Raw genomic sequence first — 23,037 nt, forward strand, 5'->3', positions numbered from 1 at the left:
CAACCGTGCCTGCGGTTCTATAGCCTGCGGTCTACGGTTTGAGCGCCTGACTCTTTTAAGATACAAGGGGCGGGTTCACCAACAATATTTGCTAAAAACCGACAATCTCAAAAACCCGCCCCGGCAATTGTATTATGCGCGATCGGACATGGTATGAGGCAGCATTTAAGCGGGATTTGGTATCACTCAACAGTCAACAGTCAACCGTTAACAGTCAACAGTCAACCGTTAACAGTCAACAGTCAACCATTACCAAGGAGTGACTTGAACAGTGCCGTCTGGTGCCAAAACTACGCGGAAATCAGCCAGCGGTTCCGCAGGTGGCCTGGTGCCAACAGGCTTGTAAAGCAAGTCCGACAACGGTGTTTCGGATCGATCGACTGCTGCCGAATTTTCCGGCCTGTAACCGACAATCGCCCCGTCTTGGGCCACACTCACCCGATAAAGCAACTCCGCATCAACCGGAGGCTGATCCTTCACAACTCCGTCAATTTGCTGGGAAAGTTTGCCTCTCAACAGGTCAATTTCCCCTGGATCGGTAATTGGCACGGCTGCCACCTCTGGGCTTGCCAAACCTTCAGCAACAGGACTGGGCGTGCTTTCCGGCGAAGTGTTCGACTGCGGTGTGGCGCTAGGTGAATCGTCCGACTGCGGCGCGGGGATCGGAGTCGGCGAAAGCGATTCAGCGTTCGGAGTTTGAGTCCCAGGCAGCAAACCGTCAGCAGGGGGCGTGGGATTGGGATTAGGCGAACCCGATCCGCCCGGATTCGGTGTCCCCTGATTCTGGCCCGCTGGATTGGGCTGCGGCACCGGATCTCTCGGGCGCTGGACTTCTGGTACCGGCACCAAGAAAAACGCCATCGCAGCCAAAGCCAAACTCGACACCCCCACTACAGCAGGCAAACTCCGCTTCGCCAAAGGTTCGGCTGACTTGATATAACGCCTGGAAATTGGGGTTAATTGCAGCGACAATTCCGGCAGCGTCTGCGTGTCCGCAAAAAACTGATCGATCGCCTCTACCAAGTCAAATAGCTGTACCGTCGTCAAATCAACTTTTGCCGACAGTTCTGTTTTTTGATCGATTTGGGTGGCGCTGCCTGTGGAGGCGGGTAGAACGGTCAATCGGTGCAAATTCCCGTCAATTCTGTGTAACTGCACCATACCCACATTCGGGCCGTAGCGATCGGGATAATGCACTCCGCTCATAAATTCTTGAGCGTAGCTGCTGACGGCCCTCACCAAGCTTTCAAAAAAGTCTCGTCCCCCGCTTAGAGGCTCGCCGAGACCGTTCACATAGCATTCAGCGCTCATTAGTATGGAAAGCACCGGCCTTATATCTAACTGGCTGGCTGCCGATCCATCGCTCAACCCTTCTAGAACCAGGGTGCAATTTGGCAGACTGTACTGACGCCTAATAGTCATCTTTTATTCAACTTCTCCATCAAACAGGCTAACCCAGAAGCGCTGCATTCCGGCTGTGCCTGTACAAAATAGCAGTTTGCTCAACAAGTTCAAAGCTAGTTCGTTGAGCTTGTCGTCGGAATCGTAAGCTGCAACTAGCGATCGCTTGGGGTTCATGCGCGATCGAAAGTGAGCTCGAAAGCGTTCTAAATACTCGGCCAGCGGCTGGTTCTGGTTAAGGGGGATATTTCTCGAACGCAACTGCTGCGAGTCTAGCAGCAACTGCCGAATTGTGGCGGTTAACTTACGCGCCATATTACAGGCGATCGCCACCAGCGCTTTTGCCTCCACAATGGTAAGGGAGCGGCGCTGGGTGTAGCGTCTCAGCGGGTTAGTATTACGCATCAGCCAAAGGGCAACCCGATTTTTGATAATTGATTCCAATTCCAGGTCCTTTGACACTGCCAGCATTTCTTCCGCACCTCCGAGATACAAGGCTTCGATCGCCAGCAACATCAAGTCAATTTGCAATCTGGCTCGGCGGGAACATCCCCCATCGGAGGGCGACAAGTCTGGCAAACTGTCTAAAATTAATGGGTTTGACTGGGTAAGCGAAGTTTCTGACGGCATTAATATCACGGCAACATCCATTCCAAACAAACTATACGGGCACGGGGGGTCTTGAGCAAGACAAATTCTCAACCAAGAACTTCTCTGGGATACTTTATTTTTATCATTTACTTTTACGTATATTTTCTAATTTAGCAGCAACCGACCGTCACAGGCGAGCTCCGGCGGCCGGAGTTCGATCGCCCACTCCCCCACCCCCGCCGCCGCTTTGTGATTCCTTGCTTCGCCAAGGGTGAAGGGAAGAGTCAGAAAGCGACAAAGAATTACCCATTTCCCCTTTCTTATTTTCTCTGGGAATCAATCAATGTTCATTCTTCTGGGGTTGCACCGCCGCTTCTCTTTGAGCCGTAAAATCAGTAGCCGCCGCCTTATCAGTTAGACTAATTTTTCCCTTGAGGGTTTCTTGCTCCACAATTCCGCGCATTTTAACAGAACTGTTTTGACCGGTTGCTGTGGAGTCGCTGCAACCCGCTAAATTAGGAACCGCACCCGACAAGTTCAATCCTTGAGTTTCCCACTTACCAAATAGAGAAGGTTTCTCTTCGGCTGTTTTTTCCCTGCCCTCCCTGCTGCCCGATCGCAAATTACCGCTCAAATAAACACCCGATTGCTCGATTGTCAATACCAAAACATCAGATTTCAGACATTCGGGCAAACTTTGAGGATCGAAGCGATAATTTCCCGCAATTGCCGGGGCCGCCTTTAAATTTGTTTCCCCATAAGCAGTTACTACTTTAAACAGCAGTGCAACTGAGCCGATCGTAATGCCGTAAAATGCCAACGATTTGAGGCTTAAATGATTCATAATCTTGGTAATTAATAATTGGGAATTGGGAATTGGGCATTGGGCATTAGGAATTGGGCAGCGGGCATTGGTATTAACTCACAAATAACCAACAGTCAACAGTCAACTGACTACATTTGAGGAAGTACCGATGCCAAGTGCGATCGCACTTTAACGTAGCACCGCGCAATCAGCAGCGAAGAATGACACTGCACAGCCAATTCATCAGTATACTGTCCCAAAGTTTGGCGCTCAATTCCCCACTCCCGACTCGTACCTGCAATAGTCAAATCAGCATTAGCAGAAGCCGCCACCACTGCTTGAATTGGCTCAGCAGCCTCCACAATCGGAGTTTCAATTCGCGATCGTACCTCAACCGGTAACTGCTCCATCACTCGCTGAAAATCGTAACTCAGCTCGTTTTCAGCTTCCCCGTCAACCGCCACCCGCAGCACCGTCAAACGGCGTTCCTCGCTATTAACTAACAGTCTCAGCGCCAACTCTAACCCCAAATCATCATGAATGTTTGCCGCGTAAGGTACTAACAAGTTATTCAACCTTTCCCGACCTCTGTCAACAAAAATTGCTACATCCACCTTAGCGTTGCTGAGAATTTGGCCGACACGTCCTCCCAAACGGTTGCTGCTAAAAGTAGGTCTGTGCCACCCTACTAAAATCAAATCCGCGCGATCTATTTCCGCAATTTGTGCCGTCTCCCTGGCTACATCATTAGTAACCCGAATGATGGGATGTACGAATTTTCTCGCCTCCGGCAGTTCCAAACTCTCAATCAATTCTGATAATTTCGAGCGACGTTCTTGAATAATGCGATCGGCTTCCGCAGGCGTACTTTCAAAGGCATAGTCATCATTTAATTCTATCAAACTCAGAGGATGAACCGCCGCCGACTGTAAATCCTCACCACCCATACCAGCAGCAGGCTGCGCCAGCGCTACCGCTAGTCGCAGTAAACCTTTCTGCGTGCTGGGATTGGCAACCGGTACTAAAATTCGATAAGTTGGCAGTAATTTATTCGCAGTTTCTTCGCTGCTGTCAGCCATTTCTAAATGTTCTAATTCTGAATCCTCAGAGTTAACTTCGGAAATATCTAATCTAATTAACCGTTTTGGATAAGTCCACTCCAACAGAGGCGAAGTCATAAAAGTTGTCACTAAAGCCATGATGACTAACATCGTAAATAGCAGCGGCGAAACTACGCCCAAGGAAAGACCTATATTCAGCACAATTAGTTCAGTCAAACCGCGAGTATTCATCAGCCATCCGAGGGCTGAAGCTTCGCGGTTGCTGATGCCACAGACTCTAGCCGCAACGTAAGTGCCGACGTACTTGCCGATAATTGCCACTCCCAAAACAGCGGCGCACAGCAGCCACAATTCGGGGCTGTTAAGCAAGCCGATTTGAGTCCGCAATCCGCTATAAGCAAAAAATATGGGCAGCAGAAATATTAGTACAAAGTCTTCGGTTTTTTCAGCTAATTCTCTGGTTAATCCCGCATTTTTCGGCATGGCAGCACCCAGCAAAAATGCACCGAAAATTAAATGAATGCCGATCAATTCAGTAATTAAGGCAGAAGCTAAAACTCCCATGTAAATGCCGGAGAGCACTAACTGTGTTAATCTGCCAGTGCGGTTGTAGTGTTTGGAAAGCCGCTGCAAGAACCAGCGGACTACAGTCAGCATGAAACCGATGTAAATTAAAGACTCAATAATTGTCGGCAAAGCACCGATCATCGAATTAGTACGAGTAACTGCGATCGCCACTGCTAACAAACACCACGCCGTTACGTCATCTACCGCAGCGCAAGTTAGGGCCAGCGTCCCCAATTTTGTATTCTGCAAGTTGTGTTCTGTAATAATTCTTGCCAGCACCGGAAACGCCGTAATTGACATCGCCGCGCCCAAAAACAAAGCAAAGGCGGTAAAGGAAACGCTATTATTTGAAACGATGGGATACAGCAGCAGCGCTAGCAAGCTTCCCAGGGAAAACGGCACTAGAATGCTGACGTGGGAAGTTAAAATCGCTATATCTAAATTGCTTTTGAGGTACTTGGGATTCAGTTCCAAACCAATCAAGAACATGAAAAATATTAGCCCCACCTCAGACAACACGTTTAGGAAGGGAACGGCTTCGGCTGGAAAAAGTGCTGTTGCTAAATCTGGTGCAACTAAGCCAAATAGAGAAGGCCCAAGCATAATTCCTGCAACAATTTCTCCAATGACTTGAGGTTGTTTTATCGCTCGGAATCCTAAACCTACAAGTCTCGAAAGTGCGATGACAATTAGAACTTCAAGCAGAACGAGAATGGGTATGGGCATGACGTTTTTAGCTTTGGGATTTTTGCGGATCGAGAGGGCAGGCTACTAAAGCTGACTGAATTGCCGATCGAAAAAAATGGATACCAGCTCGATCGAAGTTAGAAGGCACAAGAGGCGCACTAACAACGTCATTGTCTCACAAGCGAACAAAGGCTTTCGCAACCTCCCACCAGGATTTTTTGTTTTTAAGAAGTGCTTGCAAGTAACTTTAACCGCAGCGTGCGTACCCCGCACCCAACCCGCGCCCTAAATCTCACCAGGATGTGAGAAGCCAACCTTACGGATATGAGATTGTCAGAAAAAGTAGCGCGCGCTGTGATAAACTAGAAAAGTTGTTTAAATTCGCACATCCGGGTTTTCGGGTGTTTCTAGGGCGCAAACCTTCAGAAATACGACCGGGTGGAGGATTAACCCGAATTAGGAGTTAAAAATACAATGCCAGTAGTCAGTTTGGCTCAAATGTTAGAGTCAGGGGTTCACTTCGGACACCAAACCCGTCGGTGGAACCCAAAAATGTCTCCATACATTTTTACAGAGCGCAACGGGGTTCACATCATCGACCTCGTGCAAACCGCTCAGCTTATGGAAGACGCCTACGAGTACATGAGAGTTGCCTCAGAAAAAGGCAAAAAGTTTTTGTTCGTGGGTACAAAGCGCCAAGCTGCCGGGATTGTAGCCCAAGAAGCTCAACGCTGCGGTGCTTATTACGTCAACCAGCGCTGGCTGGGGGGAATGCTCACCAACTGGACGACGATTAAGTCCCGCGTGGAGCGCCTCAAGGATTTGGAGCGTCGCGAAGAAATCGGCGCCCTGGATTTGCTGCCGAAAAAAGAAGCTTCTGTACTGCGCCGAGAAATGGCAAAACTCCAGAAATACCTGGGCGGGATTAAATCTATGCGGAAGATTCCCGACGGAGTGGTGCTGGTAGACCAACGCCGCGAGTATAATGCGGTGTTGGAATGCCAAAAGTTGGGAATTCCGATCGTCTCTCTGTTGGATACCAACTGCGACCCGGATTTGGTTGACATTGCGATTCCAGCGAATGACGATGCTATTCGATCGATCAAGCTGATTGTCGGCAAGTTAGCTGATGCCATCTACGAAGGTCGTCACGGTCAGCAGGGCGGCGACTCTGAGGAAGACTACGACTACGAAGGTGGTTACGAAGGCGCTGAATATGATGTCGAAATCGAAGAATTGGATGACCCCGATTATGTAGATCCCGACGAAGCTGCTGAGGCCGAGGGCGAAGAAACCGAGAGCTAGTATTGCCCTCGGAATCTGACACCAGGAAATTAAAAATTAAAGATTGAAAATTAAAAATAATTATTACTATTTTTAGTTGGATATTTTTAATTTTTAATTGTACATGGCAGGAGTCTAAGTCATTAGTAGAGTTCTGGCAAAAGCATTCATTGTGTCAGCGCTAGAATGAATTCGGGCGCTACACGTACCAAGCCGGTACTAATATCGACTGAATATTTCTTCACTCTGGTCTAATCATTAACATTAAAATTAATGACTAACGGCTGATGACTAATGACTGATGACTAATGACTAATAACTAATTTTGATTGGGAACTTAAAGAAGATGGCGGACATATCTGCAAAACTTGTTAAAGAACTGCGCGAAAAAACTGGCGCGGGCATGATGGACTGCAAAAAAGCCCTCGTGGAAAACGAAGGCAATATGGAAACATCCATTGAGTGGCTGCGGAAAAAAGGTCTGGCTTCGGCAGGTAAAAAAGGTGGACGAGTTGCCTCCGAAGGGCTTGTAGGCAGCTACATCCACACCGGCGGCCGCGTGGGAGTGCTGGTGGAAGTTAACTGCGAAACAGATTTTGTGGCACGTCGCGAAGAATTCCAAACTTTGGTGCGGAATATTGCGATGCAAATTGCAGCTTGCCCGAATGTGGAATACGTGAAAGTTGAAGATATCCCCGCCGAAGTTGTCGAAAGAGAAAAGGCAATTGAAATGGGCAAGGATGACTTGGGCAATAAGCCGGAAAACATCAAAGAAAAGATTGTTCTAGGGCGGATTGAGAAGCGCATGAAAGAGTTATCTTTGATGGATCAGCCTTTTATTAAAGATCAGAATATCTCGGTAGAAGAGTTGGTAAAACAAACGATCGCCCAAATTGGAGAAAATGTCCAAGTGCGCCGATTCGTGCGTTTTGTCTTGGGCGAAGGCATTGAAAAGGTAGAAGCTAACTTTGCCGATGAAGTGGCAGCCCAAATGGGTGCTCAATAATCCCAAATTAAGATTTAGAATTAAAAATTAAAAATGTAAAAATTGATTTTTTGCATTTTTAATTTTTAATTTTTATAGGACTTATGGACAGACTATATTTGTAGTGTGGGCACTGCAAACCTTACTACTACAGACAGCGTAAAGATGGAAAACTTGCATAATATCAAATCCGTTAGCATCGGAATAATAAATTAGAGTTCACGGTTCACGGTTCACGGCGTCAACAGTCAACCGTCAACAGTCAACATCATTCCGGTGTAACCGGAAATGATATAAGTCCTATTTTAATTTTATACGAGAGATATGGTGCGACCAAAAGAGAGAATAGAGCAAGATTTGGCAGGACTCGAAGAGGCTTTAGCAGCCTTGAATTTGGAGTTTCGCAGTACCTACGAAGGTTATTTAACTGCGTTGGGACAAGCGGTGCGACAGCAGTTAACTTTGGCTTGCTATCACCTTTGCACTCAAGCAGTACCGGAGTCGTTTCTCAACTTGTCCTTCGAGGGGCGACAAAAAATGCAGCAGTCTGTAAAGGCTTTGGCTGCGGCGTCGGAGGAAAAATTGCGATCGCTGGTGACTGAATCAGTAGCAGATGAAGAAATAGAGGAAGAGGAAGAGGAAGAGGAAGAAGAAGACGAAGACGACTTCGATGAAGAAGAAGAAGAAGAGGAAGAAGAGGAAGACGAATCAGACGACAAGGAAGAAGACGAAAAGGAAAAAACCCCAGTTTCCGCCATTAACTATCTATTTTCATTGGCAAATTATCAATTGCCAAGTGCCAATTCCCCAGAAAGTTTGGCACGCTGGCAAAATAGTATTGAAAAGTCGATCGTCCATATACTCAAGCTGCTTTCTCGCGACACCAACCGCTTACTGCAACAGTCGGGAATCTTGCCGAGTCAATTGCCAGAACCGGTTCTAGAAGCTGCTTCTCAAGCTGAATCCTCCGGCGATAGTGTTGCCGGCCCGCCTAACTTATTAAACTTAATCATTGAAACTGATGCCTCATCAGCATCGCGAAAATTGGCAGAAACCTTGGGTAGTAGGGCGCTGCACATTACAGCGATTAAACTGCGGCTGTCGGAAATAGAGTTTGCCGATGCGGAAACGTCGGCTTGGCGCCAGCAAATTCGTAACCTGTCTGTAAAGTTGAACTCGCTGGGCCGCGATTACCAGAAAAAGCAGCGGGAACTCGCTGTGGTGGAGGCTGAGTCGGCTTGGCGATCGAGTTGGTTTGAAGATTAGTCAGTTGTCAGTTGACAGTTGTCTGTTGTCAGTTGACAGTTGTCAGTTGACAGTTGTCAGTTGACAGTTGTCAGTTGTCAGTTGTGTGGAATTCTTGAGCTATGATTAATAACTAATGACTAATGACTAATGACTAATGACTAATGACTAATAACTAATGACTAATAACTAATGACTGATGACTAATAATCAACCAGAATGGCAGCGATTGCAAAAAGCTCTTTCAGTAGAAGCCGATCGCGGATTTAACGACATCCAAGGCAGTCAATACCGCTTCAGTGAGTTTCTCGGCCTGAGTTTGAGACAGTTGGCAGCTTCTGTGGCGGCTTCTTCGCGCGATCGAGCTAGACAACTAGCCGCTGAATTTGACATCTACCCTCAGAAGGATCTCGAACAGCGCCAGCATTCGATCGCCATTACGGTCAGTTTTCTGAGGCAAATGGAGCAAGTTTGGGAACAAGAAACTCGCCACCAGCAAGAACAAGTAGCACAAGTCAGACCCCCAAACGCTAACGCTTCTGAACCAACCGCCCCAGCACTTTCCGTTCCCCGAACTGCACCCCTGAGTACAGCACCCCCACCACCAAGCCTGACTCTCGACCAACAGTTAACCCGCGTCACCGGCATCGGCCCCGCCAACGGCAACCGCTTAGTAAAACTGGGTTTATACACTGTATACGACTTGCTTTACTACTATCCCCGCAACCACATCGACTATGCAAAGCAAGTACAAATTCGCGAGTTAGTAGCCGGGGAAACTGTCACTTTGATAGCCGAAGTAAAGCGCTGCAATTGCTTTTCTAGTCCGAAGAATAAGAAGTTAACCATATTAGAAGTAATTTTAAAAGACCGCACCGGAGAAATAAAAATTAGTCGTTTTTTTGCAGGCCCTCGCTACAGCAATCGCGGCTGGCAAGAATTCAAAAAGCGCGAGTATTGTACAGGTGCGGTACTAGCAGCTTCCGGGTTGGTGAAGCAGGGTAAATATGGAATTACTTTAGAAAATCCTGAGCTAGAAGTATTAGATGACTCCGGCGGTGCGATCGAATCAATGAAAGTCGGCCGCCTGATACCAGTTTATCCGCTGACGGAGGGGGTGGATGCTGGTTCGGTGAGGCGATCGATTTTGGCTGCAATGCCAGCGGCGAAAATGTTGCCAGAATCGCTACCGGAGGATTTGCGCGAGCGTTACGGTTTAATGGGTTTAGCCGATGCCGTGACTAATATTCACTTTCCGCTCGATCGAGATTGTTTGGCCGCCGCCCGCCGCCGCTTAGTTTTTGACGAATTTTTCTACCTGCAATTAGGACTTTTAAAGCGCCGCCAAACCCAAAGGAAAGCTCAAGCTAGTGCTGTCATCATTCCTAGTGGCAAATTGATCGAACATTTTTATGAAATATTGCCTTTTGCGTTGACGAATGCTCAGGAAAGAGTAATTAATGACATCCTCAACGATTTAGCTTCATCGCAACCGATGAATAGATTAGTGCAAGGCGATGTCGGCGCTGGCAAAACCGTAGTCGCCGTTGTGGCAATGCTAGCAGCAATTCAATCCGGCTATCAAGCCGCATTAATGGCGCCGACAGAAGTTTTAGCAGAACAGCATTACCGCAAATTGGTAGGTTGGTTTAATTTGATGCACTTGTCTGTTGAACTGTTAACTGGTTCTACAAAAGTAGCAAAGCGCCGAGAAATTCACAACCAGTTAGAAACCGGAGAATTGCCCGTTTTAGTGGGAACTCACGCGCTGATTCAAGATACGGTGAATTTCCATAAATTGGGTTTGGCGGTAATTGACGAACAGCACAGATTCGGTGTACAGCAGCGCGCTAAATTGCAGCAAAAAGGCGAAGCTCCCCATGTTTTGACGATGACGGCAACTCCCATTCCCCGGACGCTGGCGCTGACGCTGCACGGGGATTTAGATGTGAGTCAAATTGATGAACTCCCCCCCGGTAGGCAGGCGATTCAAACCACTGTACTTTCTGCCAAAGAACGCATTCAAGCTTATGATTTGATTCGGCGGGAAGTGGCTAGCGGGCGTCAAGTTTATGTGGTGCTGCCGCTGGTGGAGGAGTCGGAAAAGTTGGATGTGCGATCGGCAATTGAGGAAAAAGAGAAACTTGAAAAAAGTGTATTTCCTGAGTTTAAGGTGGGTTTACTCCACGGCAGGATGAGCAGTGCCGACAAAGATGAGGCAATTAGTAAGTTTCGAGACAAAGAAACTGATATTTTAGTATCTACTACTGTCGTGGAAGTGGGAGTAGACGTGCCGAATGCAACGGTAATGCTGATTGAAAATTCGGAGCGGTTTGGACTGTCGCAATTGCACCAGTTGCGGGGTCGAGTTGGTCGGGGGCGCGATCGATCTTATTGTTTGTTAATGCCCGGTTCCAAGACTGCGGAAGCTATGCAGAGAATGAAGGTTTTAGAACAATCTCAAGATGGTTTTTTTATTGCGGAAATGGACATGAGATTGCGCGGGCCTGGTCAGGTTTTGGGAACTCGGCAGTCTGGTTTGCCGGATTTTGCTTTGGCCAGTTTGGTGGAGGATCAGGAGGTTTTGGAGTTGGCGAGGGCCGCGGCTCAAATGGTTATTGAAAATGATGAAACTTTGAATCTCTGGCCTGTGGTGCGGGATGAATTGGAACGGAGATATCAGCGGATGATGAGCGGGTCGATTTTGACTTAGATAGTTTCGGACGCAGCTTAATTAGACCTCTTGCAAAATAATTTTATGCTATAATAAAGGGTTTGGCTTAAGTGAAGCAGATTGCAGGTTATATCAGCACTTTACAATTATGAGTTAGCTCTGGGGTCTAAAACTCAAAACCTTTAATTATAACATATATTTTTTTTGCAAGAGGTCTATTAAATATCAGGTGCCGATTTGCTATAAAGCTTGCTCTGTCAGGGGTATTTTTATGAGTTGTAAGGATTCCCGTACTGATCGCACCAAGAATCCTTCGCAGGAATGACGGAGAAGTGTCAAAATTAAGATAGTCCTGCCAGAAACAGGGAAAAGGAAATCCGGCCTGTACTGGCCTTACCAGGCAACATTGATTCCTCGCTTGTCACGCTTGCAGGTGGTCGCCGACGGTTCGTCGCATTTAATCTCAACAGTAATTATGAAAGATCTCACTCGTTATCGAAATATCGGCATCTTCGCCCACGTAGATGCTGGCAAGACCACCACAACAGAAAGAATCCTGAAACTGACAGGTAAAATCCACAAAATTGGTGAAGTTCACGAAGGCGCGGCGACTACTGACTTCATGGAACAGGAGCAAGAGCGCGGTATTACGATTCAATCCGCTGCTACCACCTGCTTCTGGAACGAGCATCAGCTCAACATCATCGATACTCCGGGACACGTCGATTTTACGATCGAGGTTTACCGTTCTTTGAAGGTTCTCGATGGTGGCATTGGTGTGTTCTGCGGTTCGGGTGGAGTTGAACCGCAATCTGAAACCAACTGGCGCTACGCTAACGATTCCAAAGTCGCTCGCGTCATCTACATCAACAAGCTCGATCGCACTGGTGCAGATTTTTACCGCGTTGTCAAGCAAGTTGATAAAATCCTCGCAGCTAAACCGATGGTGATGGTATTGCCGATCGGCATAGAAGAAAAGTTTTGCGGCGTAGTCGATTTGCTGACCCGCAAAGCCTGGATCTGGGATGATTCCGGCGATCCGATGAACTATGAAATTAAAGATGTCCCCGCCGATATGGTCAATGATGTCGAAACTTGGCGCGAACAGTTGATCGAACTGGCCGTCGAGCAAGACGACACTCTGATGGAACAATATCTTGAAGGCAACGAGCCGAGCATCGACGACCTCAAGCGCTGTATTCGCAAAGGTACTCGCGATCGGGCATTTTTCCCCACCTACTGCGGCTCATCGTTTAAAAACAAAGGCGTGCAGTTGGTTCTCGATGCGGTAGTTGACTACCTGCCAAACCCGATGGAAGTCACACCGCAGCCTGAAGTCGATCTTGAGGGCGAGGAAACCGGCGAGTTTGCGATCGTAGATCCCAACAGGCCATTGCGGGCACTGGCGTTTAAGATCATGGACGATCGCTACGGCGCTCTAACCTTCACACGCTTGTACTCCGGTACTCTGTCCAAGGGCGACACCGTACTCAACACCGCCACAGGTAAAACCGAGCGCATCAGCCGTTTGGTGGAAATGCACGCCAACTCTCGCGAAGAAATTGAATCGGCCCAAGCCGGGGACATTGTGGCGATCGTCGGCATGAAAAACGTCCGCACCGGACACACCATCTGCGACCCCAAAAATCCCGCAACCCTAGAGCCGATGGTATTCCCCGATCCCGTTATTTCGATTTCGGTCAAACCGAAACAAAAAGGCGCGGAAGAAAAAATGGGAGCAGCCCTCACCAAGATGGTGCAAGAAGACCCATCCTTCCACATGGTGACGGATCAAGAAAGCGGCGAAATGATTCTCAAGGGGATGGGCGAGTTACACCTCGACATCAAAGTAGACATTCTCAAGCGCACCCACGGCATCGAAGTAGAAGTCGGCGAACCGCAGGTAGCCTACCGCGAGTCGATTACCAAGCGCCTCGAAGACGATTACACCCACAAAAAGCAATCAGGTGGTTCCGGTCAATTCGCCAAAATCGGCTACGTGATCGAGCCTGGTGAGCCTGGAAGTGGCTTCATATTTGAGTCAAAAGTGACTGGTGGTAGTGTACCGAGAGAATATTGGCCAGCAGTCGAAAAAGGCTTTGAAAGCTGCATCGACAAAGGCGTCTTGGCTGGATTCCCTTGCCTAGACTTGAAATTCACGCTTCTAGAAGGCGGTTTCCACCCCGTTGACTCGTCAGCAATGGCTTTTGAAATTGCTGCCAAAGCGGCCTATCGTCAGTCTCTGCCGAAAGCCGGGCCTCAGTTGCTCGAACCGATTATGAATGTCGATGTATTCACTCCAGATGATTACATGGGCGACGTGATCGGCGACCTCAACCGCCGTCGGGGGATGATGAAATCTCAAGAAACAAGCCAAACAGGAGCGCGGATCAAGGCAGATGTACCGTTGAGCGAAATGTTTGGTTACATTAGCGATTTGCGTACTATGACCTCTGGTCGCGGACAGTTCTCAATGTCCTTCTCGCACTATGCTCCTTGTCCGAATAACATCGCTGAAGAAGTGATTAAGGCGGCAAAAGAGCGTCAAGCTGCGAAGTAATGTATTGACTACGACGAATTGATTTGTCGCAGTCAATCACCAAGGTTAAAAACTAGAAAAATCTAGTTTTTAACCTTGGTCAATGGAAGTATCCCAATTTTATTTTCACAGGAGTGTGAGCTGTCAGAACCCGCTAGGGATATACAACAGAGCCAACGTCCCGATCACACTCCTAAAAAATGCTTTTTAGTCTCCGAAAGAGATGCTAGCTTCAAAAGTCTCTCTAAAAGAGCGATCGCCCGTCAATCAAGATAATGTTTGCTAATATACAATCAATAATTTAATACCCAGGCAGGTAGCCATGACAGCCACCCTGATCCAGAATCAAACTAGCGGAATTCTGCTGAAAAACATTAGCTGGAAAACTTACGAATCCCTGCTGAATGAGTTAACCCAACAGGGAGGAATTCGCCTGACTTACGATCGCGGAAATTTAGAAATTATGACTCCTTTAGCACCCCACGAAAAGTACAAAAAAATCTTGGGACGTTTTGTAGAAAGTGTGAGTGATGAATTGAATGTTGAAATTTGCAGTTTGGGTTCTCTAACTTGCAGGCGCGAAGATTTGGCTCGCGGTTTGGAACCGGATCAGTGCTACTATATCCAAAATGAGAATGTGGTTTGGGACAAAGAACAAATCGATCTCAATCAAGATCCGCCGCCAGATTTAGTTGTGGAAATTGACGTGACTAGCAGTTCGATCGATCGACTTTCTTTATATGCAAGTTTAGGCGTGCCGGAAGTTTGGCGCTACGACGGAAATCGTTTAATAATTTATCAGTTGGAAGCACAGGAATATACAGAAAGAGATGTGTCTCCGACTTTTCCTTTTTTGTCGCAAGTTGAGATGCTGCGCTTTTTGGAATTGAGAAGGACTACAAAAGAAAATGCTTTAATTCGCTTGTTCCGGGAGTGGGTGAGGAGTCAAATTCAGTCAGGAGAATGAACGGGCGATTCACGATCGGGATGGCTGCGTTTGATGCTCTTTTTAGCAACCGCAGATGAACGCTGACTGACGCGGATGGATGACTCGCGCGAGAGCCTCGAATTTATCCCTATTTCGCCCTTGCATATCTTAAACCGTATCGCTAATGTTCTCCTCCATCTCAATTTTGATAGAGATGTAACGTGGTCAACAAGAGCCGATCGCCCGGCCGCAAAACAGCGCGAATTAAATATTGACCCAGATACAATTTAGCAATTTTATTTCATAAAATAGCGAGGTTGACATGACTCAAATAAATCCCGATCGCACTACTGGTACAATTGCGATCGACGTTTTTCCTCAATCAAACGGGCAGTATCTTTGTCAGATTTCGTCATCTCTGAGCGATCGCCCCAATGATACAATGAATGTTTACGGACAAACGAAAGAACACGCGATCGCGATCGCCCTGGAACATTTAGCATCTCGCTACCGCCAGCAAGCCGAAGACTCTCAAAATATAGATTGGGACGCCGTAGAAATTTCGGATTCTGGAGAGCCAATTGAAAAGCGTTATCACGTAATTTTGCACTACGAACGAATTGCTAAAGATGAATCTAAGTTTGAGGCAATGCACAATACAATGATGGGAAATACAGTAGTTGAAAATGCCAAAATTTCAATAATTCAGATCGATCCCGATATCGAAATCGACGCCAGAGGGCTATCAAAATATTGAGCCTTCGGGACTTAGGTGCAGGTGGGCATCTTACCCTACGCATCAACGATCGAAACGTGAGTTTGAGACGGCGATCGACTAGAAGCGATCGCATAATTTCAAATCCCAAAAATTTCTTTTCTATTACTCCCCCACAAAATCTGCCCTAAACTTCTCCACAACTCGATTCAACTCAACTGAATGAGAAGCTTTAAATAAAATCCGATCGCCCTTTTCGACAAATCCCAACAACCGCTTTGCTAAATCTTCCCGCCCATCCTTGGCTGTAATATCTCCTATCTCCACAAAATGCAAACCCGCCGCACCTGCAGCCATCGCCGCTGCTTCCTCAAAATCAGCAAAAATAAATAAACCATCGAGATTCAACTCTCGCGCCGCCCTTCCCACTTGTCGGTGAAAGTCGATCGCCCTGTCGCCCAATTCCTTCATCGTTCCCAACACCGCAATCCGGCGCTTTCCCGGAGTATCTGCTAACAGTCTCAGGGCTGCCAACATCGACTCCAAACCAGCATTGTAAGTCTCATCCAGAATCATAATATCCTGCGGCAAATCGTAGCGGCGCGCCCGTCCTTCCGGTAACTGCACAGACAAACCTTGCTTTAAAGCTTCCCAATCAATACCTAAAACTTTGCCTACCGCCAAAGCTGCCAAATAATTTAGAGCATTGTGTCGTCCCGGCAGCGGCAGCGGCAATTCCATACCTTCTATAAGTATTGTATCATTGTTGAGCAATTCTCCGCAGAAATCCCCGCCTTCTAAACCGTAACTTAAAGTTTTTCCCTGCCAAACTTCGGCTGCAGTTGCGATTAATCTGTCACAATCGTGATTGAGAATAGCAATGCTATCAGCAGGCATTTCGGCTAACAGTTCGCACTTTGCTTGGGCGATCGCATCTTCCGATCCCAAGCGTCCGATATGGGCGGTTCCTACATTAGTAATTACCGCAACAGTAGGACGCGCAATTTGCGACAGGAGCGCAATTTCTCCACTGCCGCGCATTCCCATTTCAATTACAGCATAATTGTGGGTCGGTGAAAGCTCCAACAGAGTTTTTGGTACGCCAATTTCATTGTTGTAGTTATATTGAGTTTTAAGAACATTTCCCTTCGTTGACAAAACCGTCGCAATTAACTCTTTAACTGTAGTCTTACCTACAGAACCAGTAACAGCAACTATAGGTATACTGCATTGGTCACGCCACCAACGGGCGATCGACTGGTAAGCTTTTAAAGTGTTGTCAACGCGCAACAGCGGAAAATTAGGCAATTCCTCTTGCCAATCTCGATCGACAATCGCCGCAATCGCCCCCAAATCACGGGCTTTTGCCAAAAATTGATGGCCATCAAAATTGTCTCCCCGCAGCGCCAAAAATACTTCGCCCCCCTCAAGAGTGCGCGTATCTGTGGCAATACCTGTCCCTAAAGCTGTCAAAACGCCCTTAGACATAGCAGGCAAAGGTACATTTAAAATTTCAGCAAGTTGGGCGATACTTACGCGACAAACCATAACCAGCACTCACATTTCAAATAATTATTTTCACAGTTAATTCTACCTCGCCCAACCTCAAATTTAACTAACCGCAGGCTGCGGATCAGGATTGACCTTGATCGTCCTAATACTAAATCGTCGGCCCACCAAAAAAATATCCCGTACCCACCCACAATCTTTACCAATACTTTACAAAGTCGATGGTATTTAAGGCCTTGCTAATTACCAACAATTCATGCCATGCTGGTGTTGGTAAATAGTTTAACTAAGCAAAAAATATCGATCGGCTTAAGCTGCTGACAGCTTCTACCCCTAAGCTTCATCCGGCCAGAAGCTCGGTTGACTTAATTGTTGCGCTTCATGGGCCAATTCATCAAGCTAATAGCGCGGAAAGCTACTGCCCCAGCCTCGGAGGGTTAATCCACAGTGAACGACTACAACAGACAAAGTTACGAAGAAGAACAGCTACTTTACCAGCACTGGCTGGAGTTGGTACAACGAGAGCAGCCGGCCGAACTCATCAGCCGCTTTCGCACTTTGTTTATCCAGGGTACCGGATATCCCGATCGATCCGTCGCCGACGCACTCGAAAAAATAGCAGCCTCAGAACACGCCCAACAAGAATTCAAGTACATCCTCAACCGCTGCTGCCACATCCTGATCAACCGCTGGCAAACTTACCCCAGCAAACAAGCAGCCATCCCTGAATTGATCGCTTTGTTTGAAGAAGCGCCCAAAATATTATTTGGATACAATCGATCGCGGGGGCGAGCCTCCATCCCCCAATTAGCAAATCAATTTACCGAAAGCGAACAGTACCTCACCCTCCAACGTTTAGCCAAAGTCATAACTCACAACAATGAAGATAGCAGCAACAGCAAAACCCCTGCTACCCTTGCCCTCGGAACCTTAATTCCCCGCTACCCTTACCTCTACAAACACTGCCTCCTCAGCGACGACAGCACCTACGAACAGCAGAAAATCATTAAAAAAATCCAAGCTCAAAAGCAGCAGCAATTTGAGGTCAACCTCTCGCAATACGTGGCTCACCAAGTGAGAAAAGCCCAAACAGCGCGCCGGGAAACCTCAATTTCATTCAAAAGAATTATACAACCGATAAAAAACCCGACACTGTTGACCGACCCGGAACTGTTCTTTGCCCTCAAGCACTTTGTCGGAAAAGTAGAGGGAGCCGATACCTACAAAGAGCTAGCGGGCCGATTCACGGCAAACGCCAGCACAACTGGGTCCTACCGATCCTTTAAAGACGACTTGTACGAATACCTGATTTCTTCTGTCACCGACGATCGCTACGGCAAACGTCTCTTTAACGAAAAATTGTATAAGCAACTACAAAATACCCTGCCCCACAGCGATGATCAGAAGTTTAATGAATTTTTAATGATCAGAACTTGCAGCCAGTTATTGAACTTTTTAGTAGTAGAGAGTCCTGTGCGGCCCAACCACTTTGTCTTCATCGACCTGATCTCAAACCTCGGGCCGACCCAAACCACAGGTTTGCTGCTGAAAATCGTACTAATTTGCGGCAAAGTCAAACCCTACCTAGAAAAGCGACTGGCAATTTTGTTCGGTCACTACGAATGCAGTACCCGAGAAGGCGTGGTGTGGTTAGTCAAAGCCCTGGAAAACGTAAACCTAGCTTTGAGTACCAACTTTGGCAAGGTGGATGTATCTTTCCTGCGGTGAGAGGGGGCGGCATAACTTTCTCTGCTTCCACAGCAGGCAAAACATCATACCGATCAACCAGGTTTCTGAATACCCTAAAAGTTTTACCTTTAATTAGAACTACTTAATTAACTCCTGAAACCTACTCAAAAAACTCTAATTCTATGTTAAAGTACCAAGTGTGAATCAGATTCAGTTGCAGGCTTTGTTCATTGCTACAGAATTGTCTAAAAACTTGCCCTTCTGTATCGGCAGGGGACTCTCCGAAACTGAAATCTTCGCACTGTCTAAATTTTGGAGTTATTCCTCATGTCGATATACGTCGGTAACTTATCCTACCAAGTTACCCAAGAAGACATCACCACCGTCTTCGCCGAATACGGAACCGTTAAGCGAGTACATCTACCTACCGACAGAGAAACCAGTCGCCCCCGCGGCTTCGGTTTTGTAGAAATGTCCACAGATGCAGAAGAAGATGCAGCCATTAGTGCTCTCGACGGAGCAGAGTGGATGGGTCGCGACCTCAAAGTTAACAAAGCTAAGCCCCGCGAAGATGAAGGCGGCCGGGGTGGCGGCAACCGGGGCGGCGGTGGCCCTGGAAAATTTGCTCGCGGAGGCGGCGGCGGCGGAGGACGTTATTAATTTCCTCTGATAAAGATTTGAGATTGGAGAGTTGAAATTGGCGCGAGAGCTCACCTAGCTCCGAACCACTTCCGGCCGTTCCGAAAAACCTATGCTCTTCAAATTTCCATATCTACCGGATTAAATATACCAAAAAGCCAAGGGCCTAACCCTTGGCTTTTTGGTATGAGAGTTGACGGTATGAGTCTGAAACCGGCTACGCGAATCCGTTGCAGTACCGTCAGGTTCTAATCGTCAGGTTCAATGCTGCTGCTCAATCCGTGATTATTGAGCGTTTCAGCATAAAACTCAGCGTGTTCGAGAGCGCAAACAATCACCAATCCCATCCCGTTAGTATGGGCTTCCATCATCACATTTACCGCCTGTGGCTGAGTCAGACTCGGTACCGTCGCCATCAAAGTCTGCACCACGTACTCCATAGGATTGAAATCATCATTGTGCAGCAGAACGCGGTAGCGCGGTGCAAGCTTGCGGACTGTGGAAGGCTTTTGAATAATTTCGACAGACACTAATCTATACCTCCTGACTTGTAAAATGTTAAAATTTGTCAACAATCTTGAGCCGGATTCCTCCGCTGTGCAAGACTATCTCACTTTCAGCTATTTTATTGAAATCTGAAAATTCAGACAAGGCAGCCCCTTGGTCGATCGCGAGCTGCGAACCCAACACCAAACCCACAGGGGGTGTCCTGGGCCCTCCGCAACCATCTTCCTAGCGCCATAATATTAGAAAGGCGCGATCGGTTAAAAATAACAAACTACTACCTGTTGAGTCTCCAGAACTGAGGGAACCTTATATGAAACGCAAACCTAAATCCTACAACGACAGATTCAGCGGCGACCCATCCCGAGGAGATGAAGACTCCGACTACTCCGGCTCAATGGGCGGACAGTCGCGGCGTCAACCTCAGTCCGGCAAACCCTCTTTCCTCAATTCCGCCACCCTAGGGATTTTAACAGCCGTCTTTATTCTGGGAATTGGGATTGGCATTGCCTTTAGCTCCACAGCTACAATTAGCCCAGAGAACGTAGCATCCCGCGAATTTATCGATCGCAGCGCCCCGAACCCAGAACTTTGCGTGCAGTTTGGAGCAAGCGCGATGGTGACAGATATGCGCCTCTACGTCACCCTCAACCCTTTCAACGTCTACATCTCGCAGCCGAGTATGCGCCCCGGATGCGTCCTGCGAACCAATAACTGGGCAATTCTGGAACAAAGAAAACTCATCAGCCAAGACCAAGTGCGCGATTGCAAAAATCGCATGAACACCTTTGGGTTCACCGGCCCCCTAGAAGCTCAACCCGAAATTAACTGTATCTACCAAAACGACGGCGCTAAAAACCTGTTCCTCAACCAACCGGGTTCGATAGCTCCAACCAGTGAAGGTCAAAATTTCTAAATCGCCGATATAGCGGTTTTCAGTTGAGTCAATTACAGATATGCGGTAGGACTTAGGCTTTGCCTAAGTCCTTACTTTATTTCATACAATGGAAAACTGCTCTCAGAAAATATTGAACTAAGAGGTTCGAGGGAAGAAAAAAGTTTTCCTTCTTCCCTCTTCCCTCTTCCTTCTTCCCTCTTCCTTCTTCCCTCTTCCTTCTTCCCTCTTCCTTCTTCCTTCTTCCCTCTTCCTTCTTCCCTCTTCCCTCTTCCTTCTTCCCTCTTCCTTCTTCCTTCTTCCTTCAAAAACCGAACTGGGGTAAATCTTCGGTTAACTGAACTTGGAAAATTTGGCCAGGTTGAATCGTAGTAGGTTGAGGAGCAGCGACGTAAGTTGTAGCAGCACCAGCGGCTGCTCCAGCCAACAAACCGACACCGGAAAAGCCACTCAGCAAGAACACAGCTAAGCCACCAATACCAGTATTTCGCAACAAACTGCGCTCGGAAGGCTGAACCCGCCGGCCTTCCACGGGTTCTGAGCGAGCCACCAGAGGGATATTGCGGCCGTTGAGACTAATAGCTTCGACCACAAATCTAGTGCCGAGGTTTGTCGTTTCAAATCGCCCGATGACCGGCGTATTAGCAGGTACGATCGTATTACCGCGATTGTCGATAATTCCCCCTTGCAGCAACAGCACTTCCTCTCGGCTGGGCTTCGCTTGCAGGCGCAAAGCCCGATCGCCCGGGTATAGCAAACTGAGCTCCGTGCCCGCCGGCAACAAGACATTCGCCCCAGCCGCAGCCTGCAAAGGAGCATTCGATCGTCCGCCCGGAAGCGGTTCACCAAAGGTAAGCGTCCGCTGTTGGGGTGCAGCCACCGCCGTTATTTGAGGCTCTAGGCGGGGTAGAGCAGCAGCTTGTACCCCACGGCGTTCGTCAAGGCGAACATTGACTAAAGGCACTCTTAGCGGTCGGATTTGGTCATTTGGAGTTGGTGGCTGCGAATAATTTGTAGCTGGATTCAGCGAATTAGGAGGCTCAGCTCGATCGATCTCTGTGGCAGCAGTTGAGTTGGAATCAGTCGGCGGCTGGTTTTGCGGTACTTGTCTTGCAGACTGGGGTTGAGTTTCGGAAGTTTCCACAATAGGAGTCGGTTCGATCGAAGGACGCAACACCCAGCGATTTTCTACCCCGCTTCTTTGGAATTGAACTTTCCCCGCGCTGAAACCGACTCCAGGAGCCAAATTGACCAGAATTCTCGCTGTTCCCGGTTGAAGTTGACTCACTCCCACAGAACGCACTGTGCCTTCTGGGTATAGCTGAGTTGCATCTACTCCGATCTCAGTATTGGGCAAATCCACAGCAATCTGAGACGGGTTGAGTAGAGAATAGGTGGGGGTTGTTCCCTCTGGGAGAGTAATTTCTAGCTGATTTGTCGCCGGATCGAATTTCCAACTTGTGACTGTAGAAGCATTTGCTCGTTCCAGTGTTGCGGGCACTGCTGCAACTGCGGCGACGACTGCTAGACTCAGACTCAGTGACTCGATCGCAAACAATCCCGCTGGTAGAGAATTAACAGTCAATTTTTTTAAGTCTGCCCAAAATTTTCGTGGTAATTTTTTGTATGGCATGGCTGCTGGGTGAAATTTTTGATTTGAAATAGATTATGGATGGGAAAATTTTGCGTTCGGATGACGCTGAAAGTTTAGCATTATTGCGATATGAAAAATTTAACTAAATGGAAATTATTGCGATCGCGCTTCGTTCTTAACAACAAGTGGTGTCAGGTTAGACAAGATGAAATAGAATTGCCCAGCGGACAAATTATAGACGACTTTTTTGTTAATGTCCGACCCAATATCGCCCTCGTATTTGCCACGACAGAGCAGCAAGAACTTGTATTAGTGCGCCAATACAGGCACGGAGCAGGCGAAATTTTGCTGGAACTGCCTGCTGGATCTTTCAACCCTAATGAAGAAAGCGGAAAATCGGCAGCAGCCAGAGAACTTGCCGAAGAAACGGGATATGTTGCTGAAGAAATTTTGGAACTAGCAACCTTATATGATAACCCCGTAAAAGACACCAATTCTATCTACCTATACTTTGCTAAAAATGTCAAGCTTGCCCGCCAAATACAATTGGATATTACAGAAGATATTGAAGTAGTTTTAGTCCCACTTACCGAAGTTTTGTTAAAAATAAAAAACCGAGAAATTTGTGTAGCCGGAAGCATCGCAGCTATTTTTATAGGATTAGAATTTTTGAATAAACAGCGGTAAGGTGCTGTGTGAATGGAACCCTACACGCTGTTTTTTGT

The 23,037-nt window shown here is 47.5% G+C and carries 20 protein-coding genes; 11 read left to right on the plus strand and 9 right to left on the minus strand.

Going from position 1 to position 23,037, the window contains the following annotated elements:
* Positions 1-249 precede the first annotated feature (249 nt).
* The 5 genes from QUA36_RS26905 to QUA36_RS26925 all read right to left on the minus strand — a co-directional run bounded on the left by QUA36_RS26905 (position 250) and on the right by QUA36_RS26925 (position 5,151).
* Entirely contained in the window at positions 250-1,422 is a 1,173-nt protein-coding gene (locus QUA36_RS26905; protein WP_333459681.1) for a DUF4335 domain-containing protein, read from the minus strand.
* Between the two features lie 3 nt (positions 1,423-1,425).
* Complete coding sequence (locus tag QUA36_RS26910; protein WP_333454442.1) at positions 1,426-2,052, minus strand: DUF3038 domain-containing protein; 627 nt, start codon at positions 2,050-2,052, stop codon at positions 1,426-1,428.
* A 127-nt stretch (positions 2,053-2,179) separates the two neighbouring features.
* Positions 2,180-2,302, minus strand: coding sequence for a hypothetical protein (locus QUA36_RS26915; RefSeq protein WP_333459682.1), 123 nt, complete (start codon positions 2,300-2,302; stop codon positions 2,180-2,182).
* Between the two features lie 30 nt (positions 2,303-2,332).
* Entirely contained in the window at positions 2,333-2,836 is a 504-nt protein-coding gene (locus QUA36_RS26920) for a hypothetical protein (protein WP_333459683.1), read from the minus strand.
* Positions 2,837-2,946: 110 nt separating this feature from the next.
* Entirely contained in the window at positions 2,947-5,151 is a 2,205-nt protein-coding gene (locus QUA36_RS26925) for a cation:proton antiporter domain-containing protein (RefSeq protein WP_333166533.1), read from the minus strand.
* A 435-nt stretch (positions 5,152-5,586) separates the two neighbouring features.
* On the opposite strand from QUA36_RS26925, the gene rpsB reads away from it, so the two are divergent.
* From rpsB to QUA36_RS26960, 7 genes are all read left to right on the plus strand, one after another.
* A complete protein-coding gene (gene rpsB / locus QUA36_RS26930; RefSeq protein WP_333166536.1) occupies positions 5,587-6,417 on the plus strand; it encodes a 30S ribosomal protein S2 in 831 nt (276 codons plus the stop codon).
* Positions 6,418-6,742: 325 nt separating this feature from the next.
* Positions 6,743-7,402 carry a translation elongation factor Ts gene (gene tsf, locus QUA36_RS26935; protein WP_333166539.1) on the plus strand — a complete coding sequence of 220 codons (660 nt, stop codon included), beginning with the start codon at positions 6,743-6,745 and terminating at the stop codon, positions 7,400-7,402.
* 303 nt (positions 7,403-7,705) lie between these two features.
* Positions 7,706-8,647: a hypothetical protein gene (locus tag QUA36_RS26940; protein ID WP_333459684.1), complete on the plus strand. Its 942-nt coding sequence runs from the start codon at positions 7,706-7,708 to the stop codon at positions 8,645-8,647.
* Between the two features lie 178 nt (positions 8,648-8,825).
* Entirely contained in the window at positions 8,826-11,339 is a 2,514-nt protein-coding gene (gene recG, locus QUA36_RS26945) for an ATP-dependent DNA helicase RecG (RefSeq protein ID WP_333459685.1), read from the plus strand.
* Between the two features lie 436 nt (positions 11,340-11,775).
* Entirely contained in the window at positions 11,776-13,860 is a 2,085-nt protein-coding gene (fusA, locus tag QUA36_RS26950; RefSeq protein WP_333459686.1) for an elongation factor G, read from the plus strand.
* 301 nt (positions 13,861-14,161) lie between these two features.
* The gene (locus tag QUA36_RS26955) at positions 14,162-14,806 is read left to right on the plus strand and encodes a Uma2 family endonuclease (RefSeq protein WP_333166547.1); all 645 of its coding nucleotides are present in this window, start codon (positions 14,162-14,164) and stop codon (positions 14,804-14,806) included.
* A gap of 283 nt (positions 14,807-15,089) precedes the next feature.
* Positions 15,090-15,524 (plus strand): hypothetical protein, encoded by a 435-nt coding sequence (locus QUA36_RS26960; RefSeq protein ID WP_333459687.1) that lies wholly within the window; start codon positions 15,090-15,092, stop codon positions 15,522-15,524.
* Between the two features lie 123 nt (positions 15,525-15,647).
* Here the strand turns inward: QUA36_RS26960 and QUA36_RS26965 are convergent, their stop codons facing one another.
* Positions 15,648-17,030 (minus strand): UDP-N-acetylmuramoyl-tripeptide--D-alanyl-D-alanine ligase, encoded by a 1,383-nt coding sequence (locus QUA36_RS26965; protein WP_333459688.1) that lies wholly within the window; start codon positions 17,028-17,030, stop codon positions 15,648-15,650.
* Positions 17,031-17,438: 408 nt separating this feature from the next.
* Between QUA36_RS26965 and QUA36_RS26970 the strand changes: the two genes are divergently transcribed.
* Complete coding sequence (locus QUA36_RS26970) at positions 17,439-18,719, plus strand: hypothetical protein (RefSeq protein WP_333166553.1); 1,281 nt, start codon at positions 17,439-17,441, stop codon at positions 18,717-18,719.
* Positions 18,720-19,007: 288 nt separating this feature from the next.
* Entirely contained in the window at positions 19,008-19,340 is a 333-nt protein-coding gene (locus QUA36_RS26975; protein WP_006635107.1) for an RNA recognition motif domain-containing protein, read from the plus strand.
* Positions 19,341-19,567: 227 nt separating this feature from the next.
* On the opposite strand, the gene clpS is transcribed toward QUA36_RS26975, so the two are convergent.
* A complete protein-coding gene (gene clpS / locus QUA36_RS26980) occupies positions 19,568-19,849 on the minus strand; it encodes an ATP-dependent Clp protease adapter ClpS (protein WP_015178019.1) in 282 nt (93 codons plus the stop codon).
* A 287-nt stretch (positions 19,850-20,136) separates the two neighbouring features.
* On the opposite strand from clpS, the gene QUA36_RS26985 reads away from it, so the two are divergent.
* On the plus strand, positions 20,137-20,739 hold the full coding sequence (locus QUA36_RS26985) for a DUF3172 domain-containing protein (protein ID WP_333166556.1): 603 nt from the start codon (positions 20,137-20,139) through the stop codon (positions 20,737-20,739).
* Positions 20,740-20,810: 71 nt separating this feature from the next.
* On the opposite strand, the gene QUA36_RS26990 is transcribed toward QUA36_RS26985, so the two are convergent.
* Together QUA36_RS26990 and QUA36_RS26995 are read right to left on the minus strand one after the other, a co-directional pair.
* The gene (locus QUA36_RS26990; RefSeq protein ID WP_333459689.1) at positions 20,811-21,026 is read right to left on the minus strand and encodes a hypothetical protein; all 216 of its coding nucleotides are present in this window, start codon (positions 21,024-21,026) and stop codon (positions 20,811-20,813) included.
* Positions 21,023-22,351, minus strand: a complete 1,329-nt coding sequence (locus tag QUA36_RS26995) for an AMIN domain-containing protein (protein WP_333452941.1) — start codon at positions 22,349-22,351, stop codon at positions 21,023-21,025. The genes QUA36_RS26990 and QUA36_RS26995 overlap by 4 nt, the downstream gene beginning before the upstream one ends.
* A 90-nt stretch (positions 22,352-22,441) precedes the next feature.
* Between QUA36_RS26995 and QUA36_RS27000 the strand changes: the two genes are divergently transcribed.
* Positions 22,442-22,999 (plus strand): NUDIX hydrolase, encoded by a 558-nt coding sequence (locus QUA36_RS27000; RefSeq protein ID WP_333452943.1) that lies wholly within the window; start codon positions 22,442-22,444, stop codon positions 22,997-22,999.
* The last annotated feature ends 38 nt before the right edge of the window (positions 23,000-23,037 follow it).

It is taken from the genome of Microcoleus sp. Pol10D4 (assembly GCF_036701555.1).
Lineage (GTDB): Bacteria > Cyanobacteriota > Cyanobacteriia > Cyanobacteriales > Microcoleaceae > Microcoleus.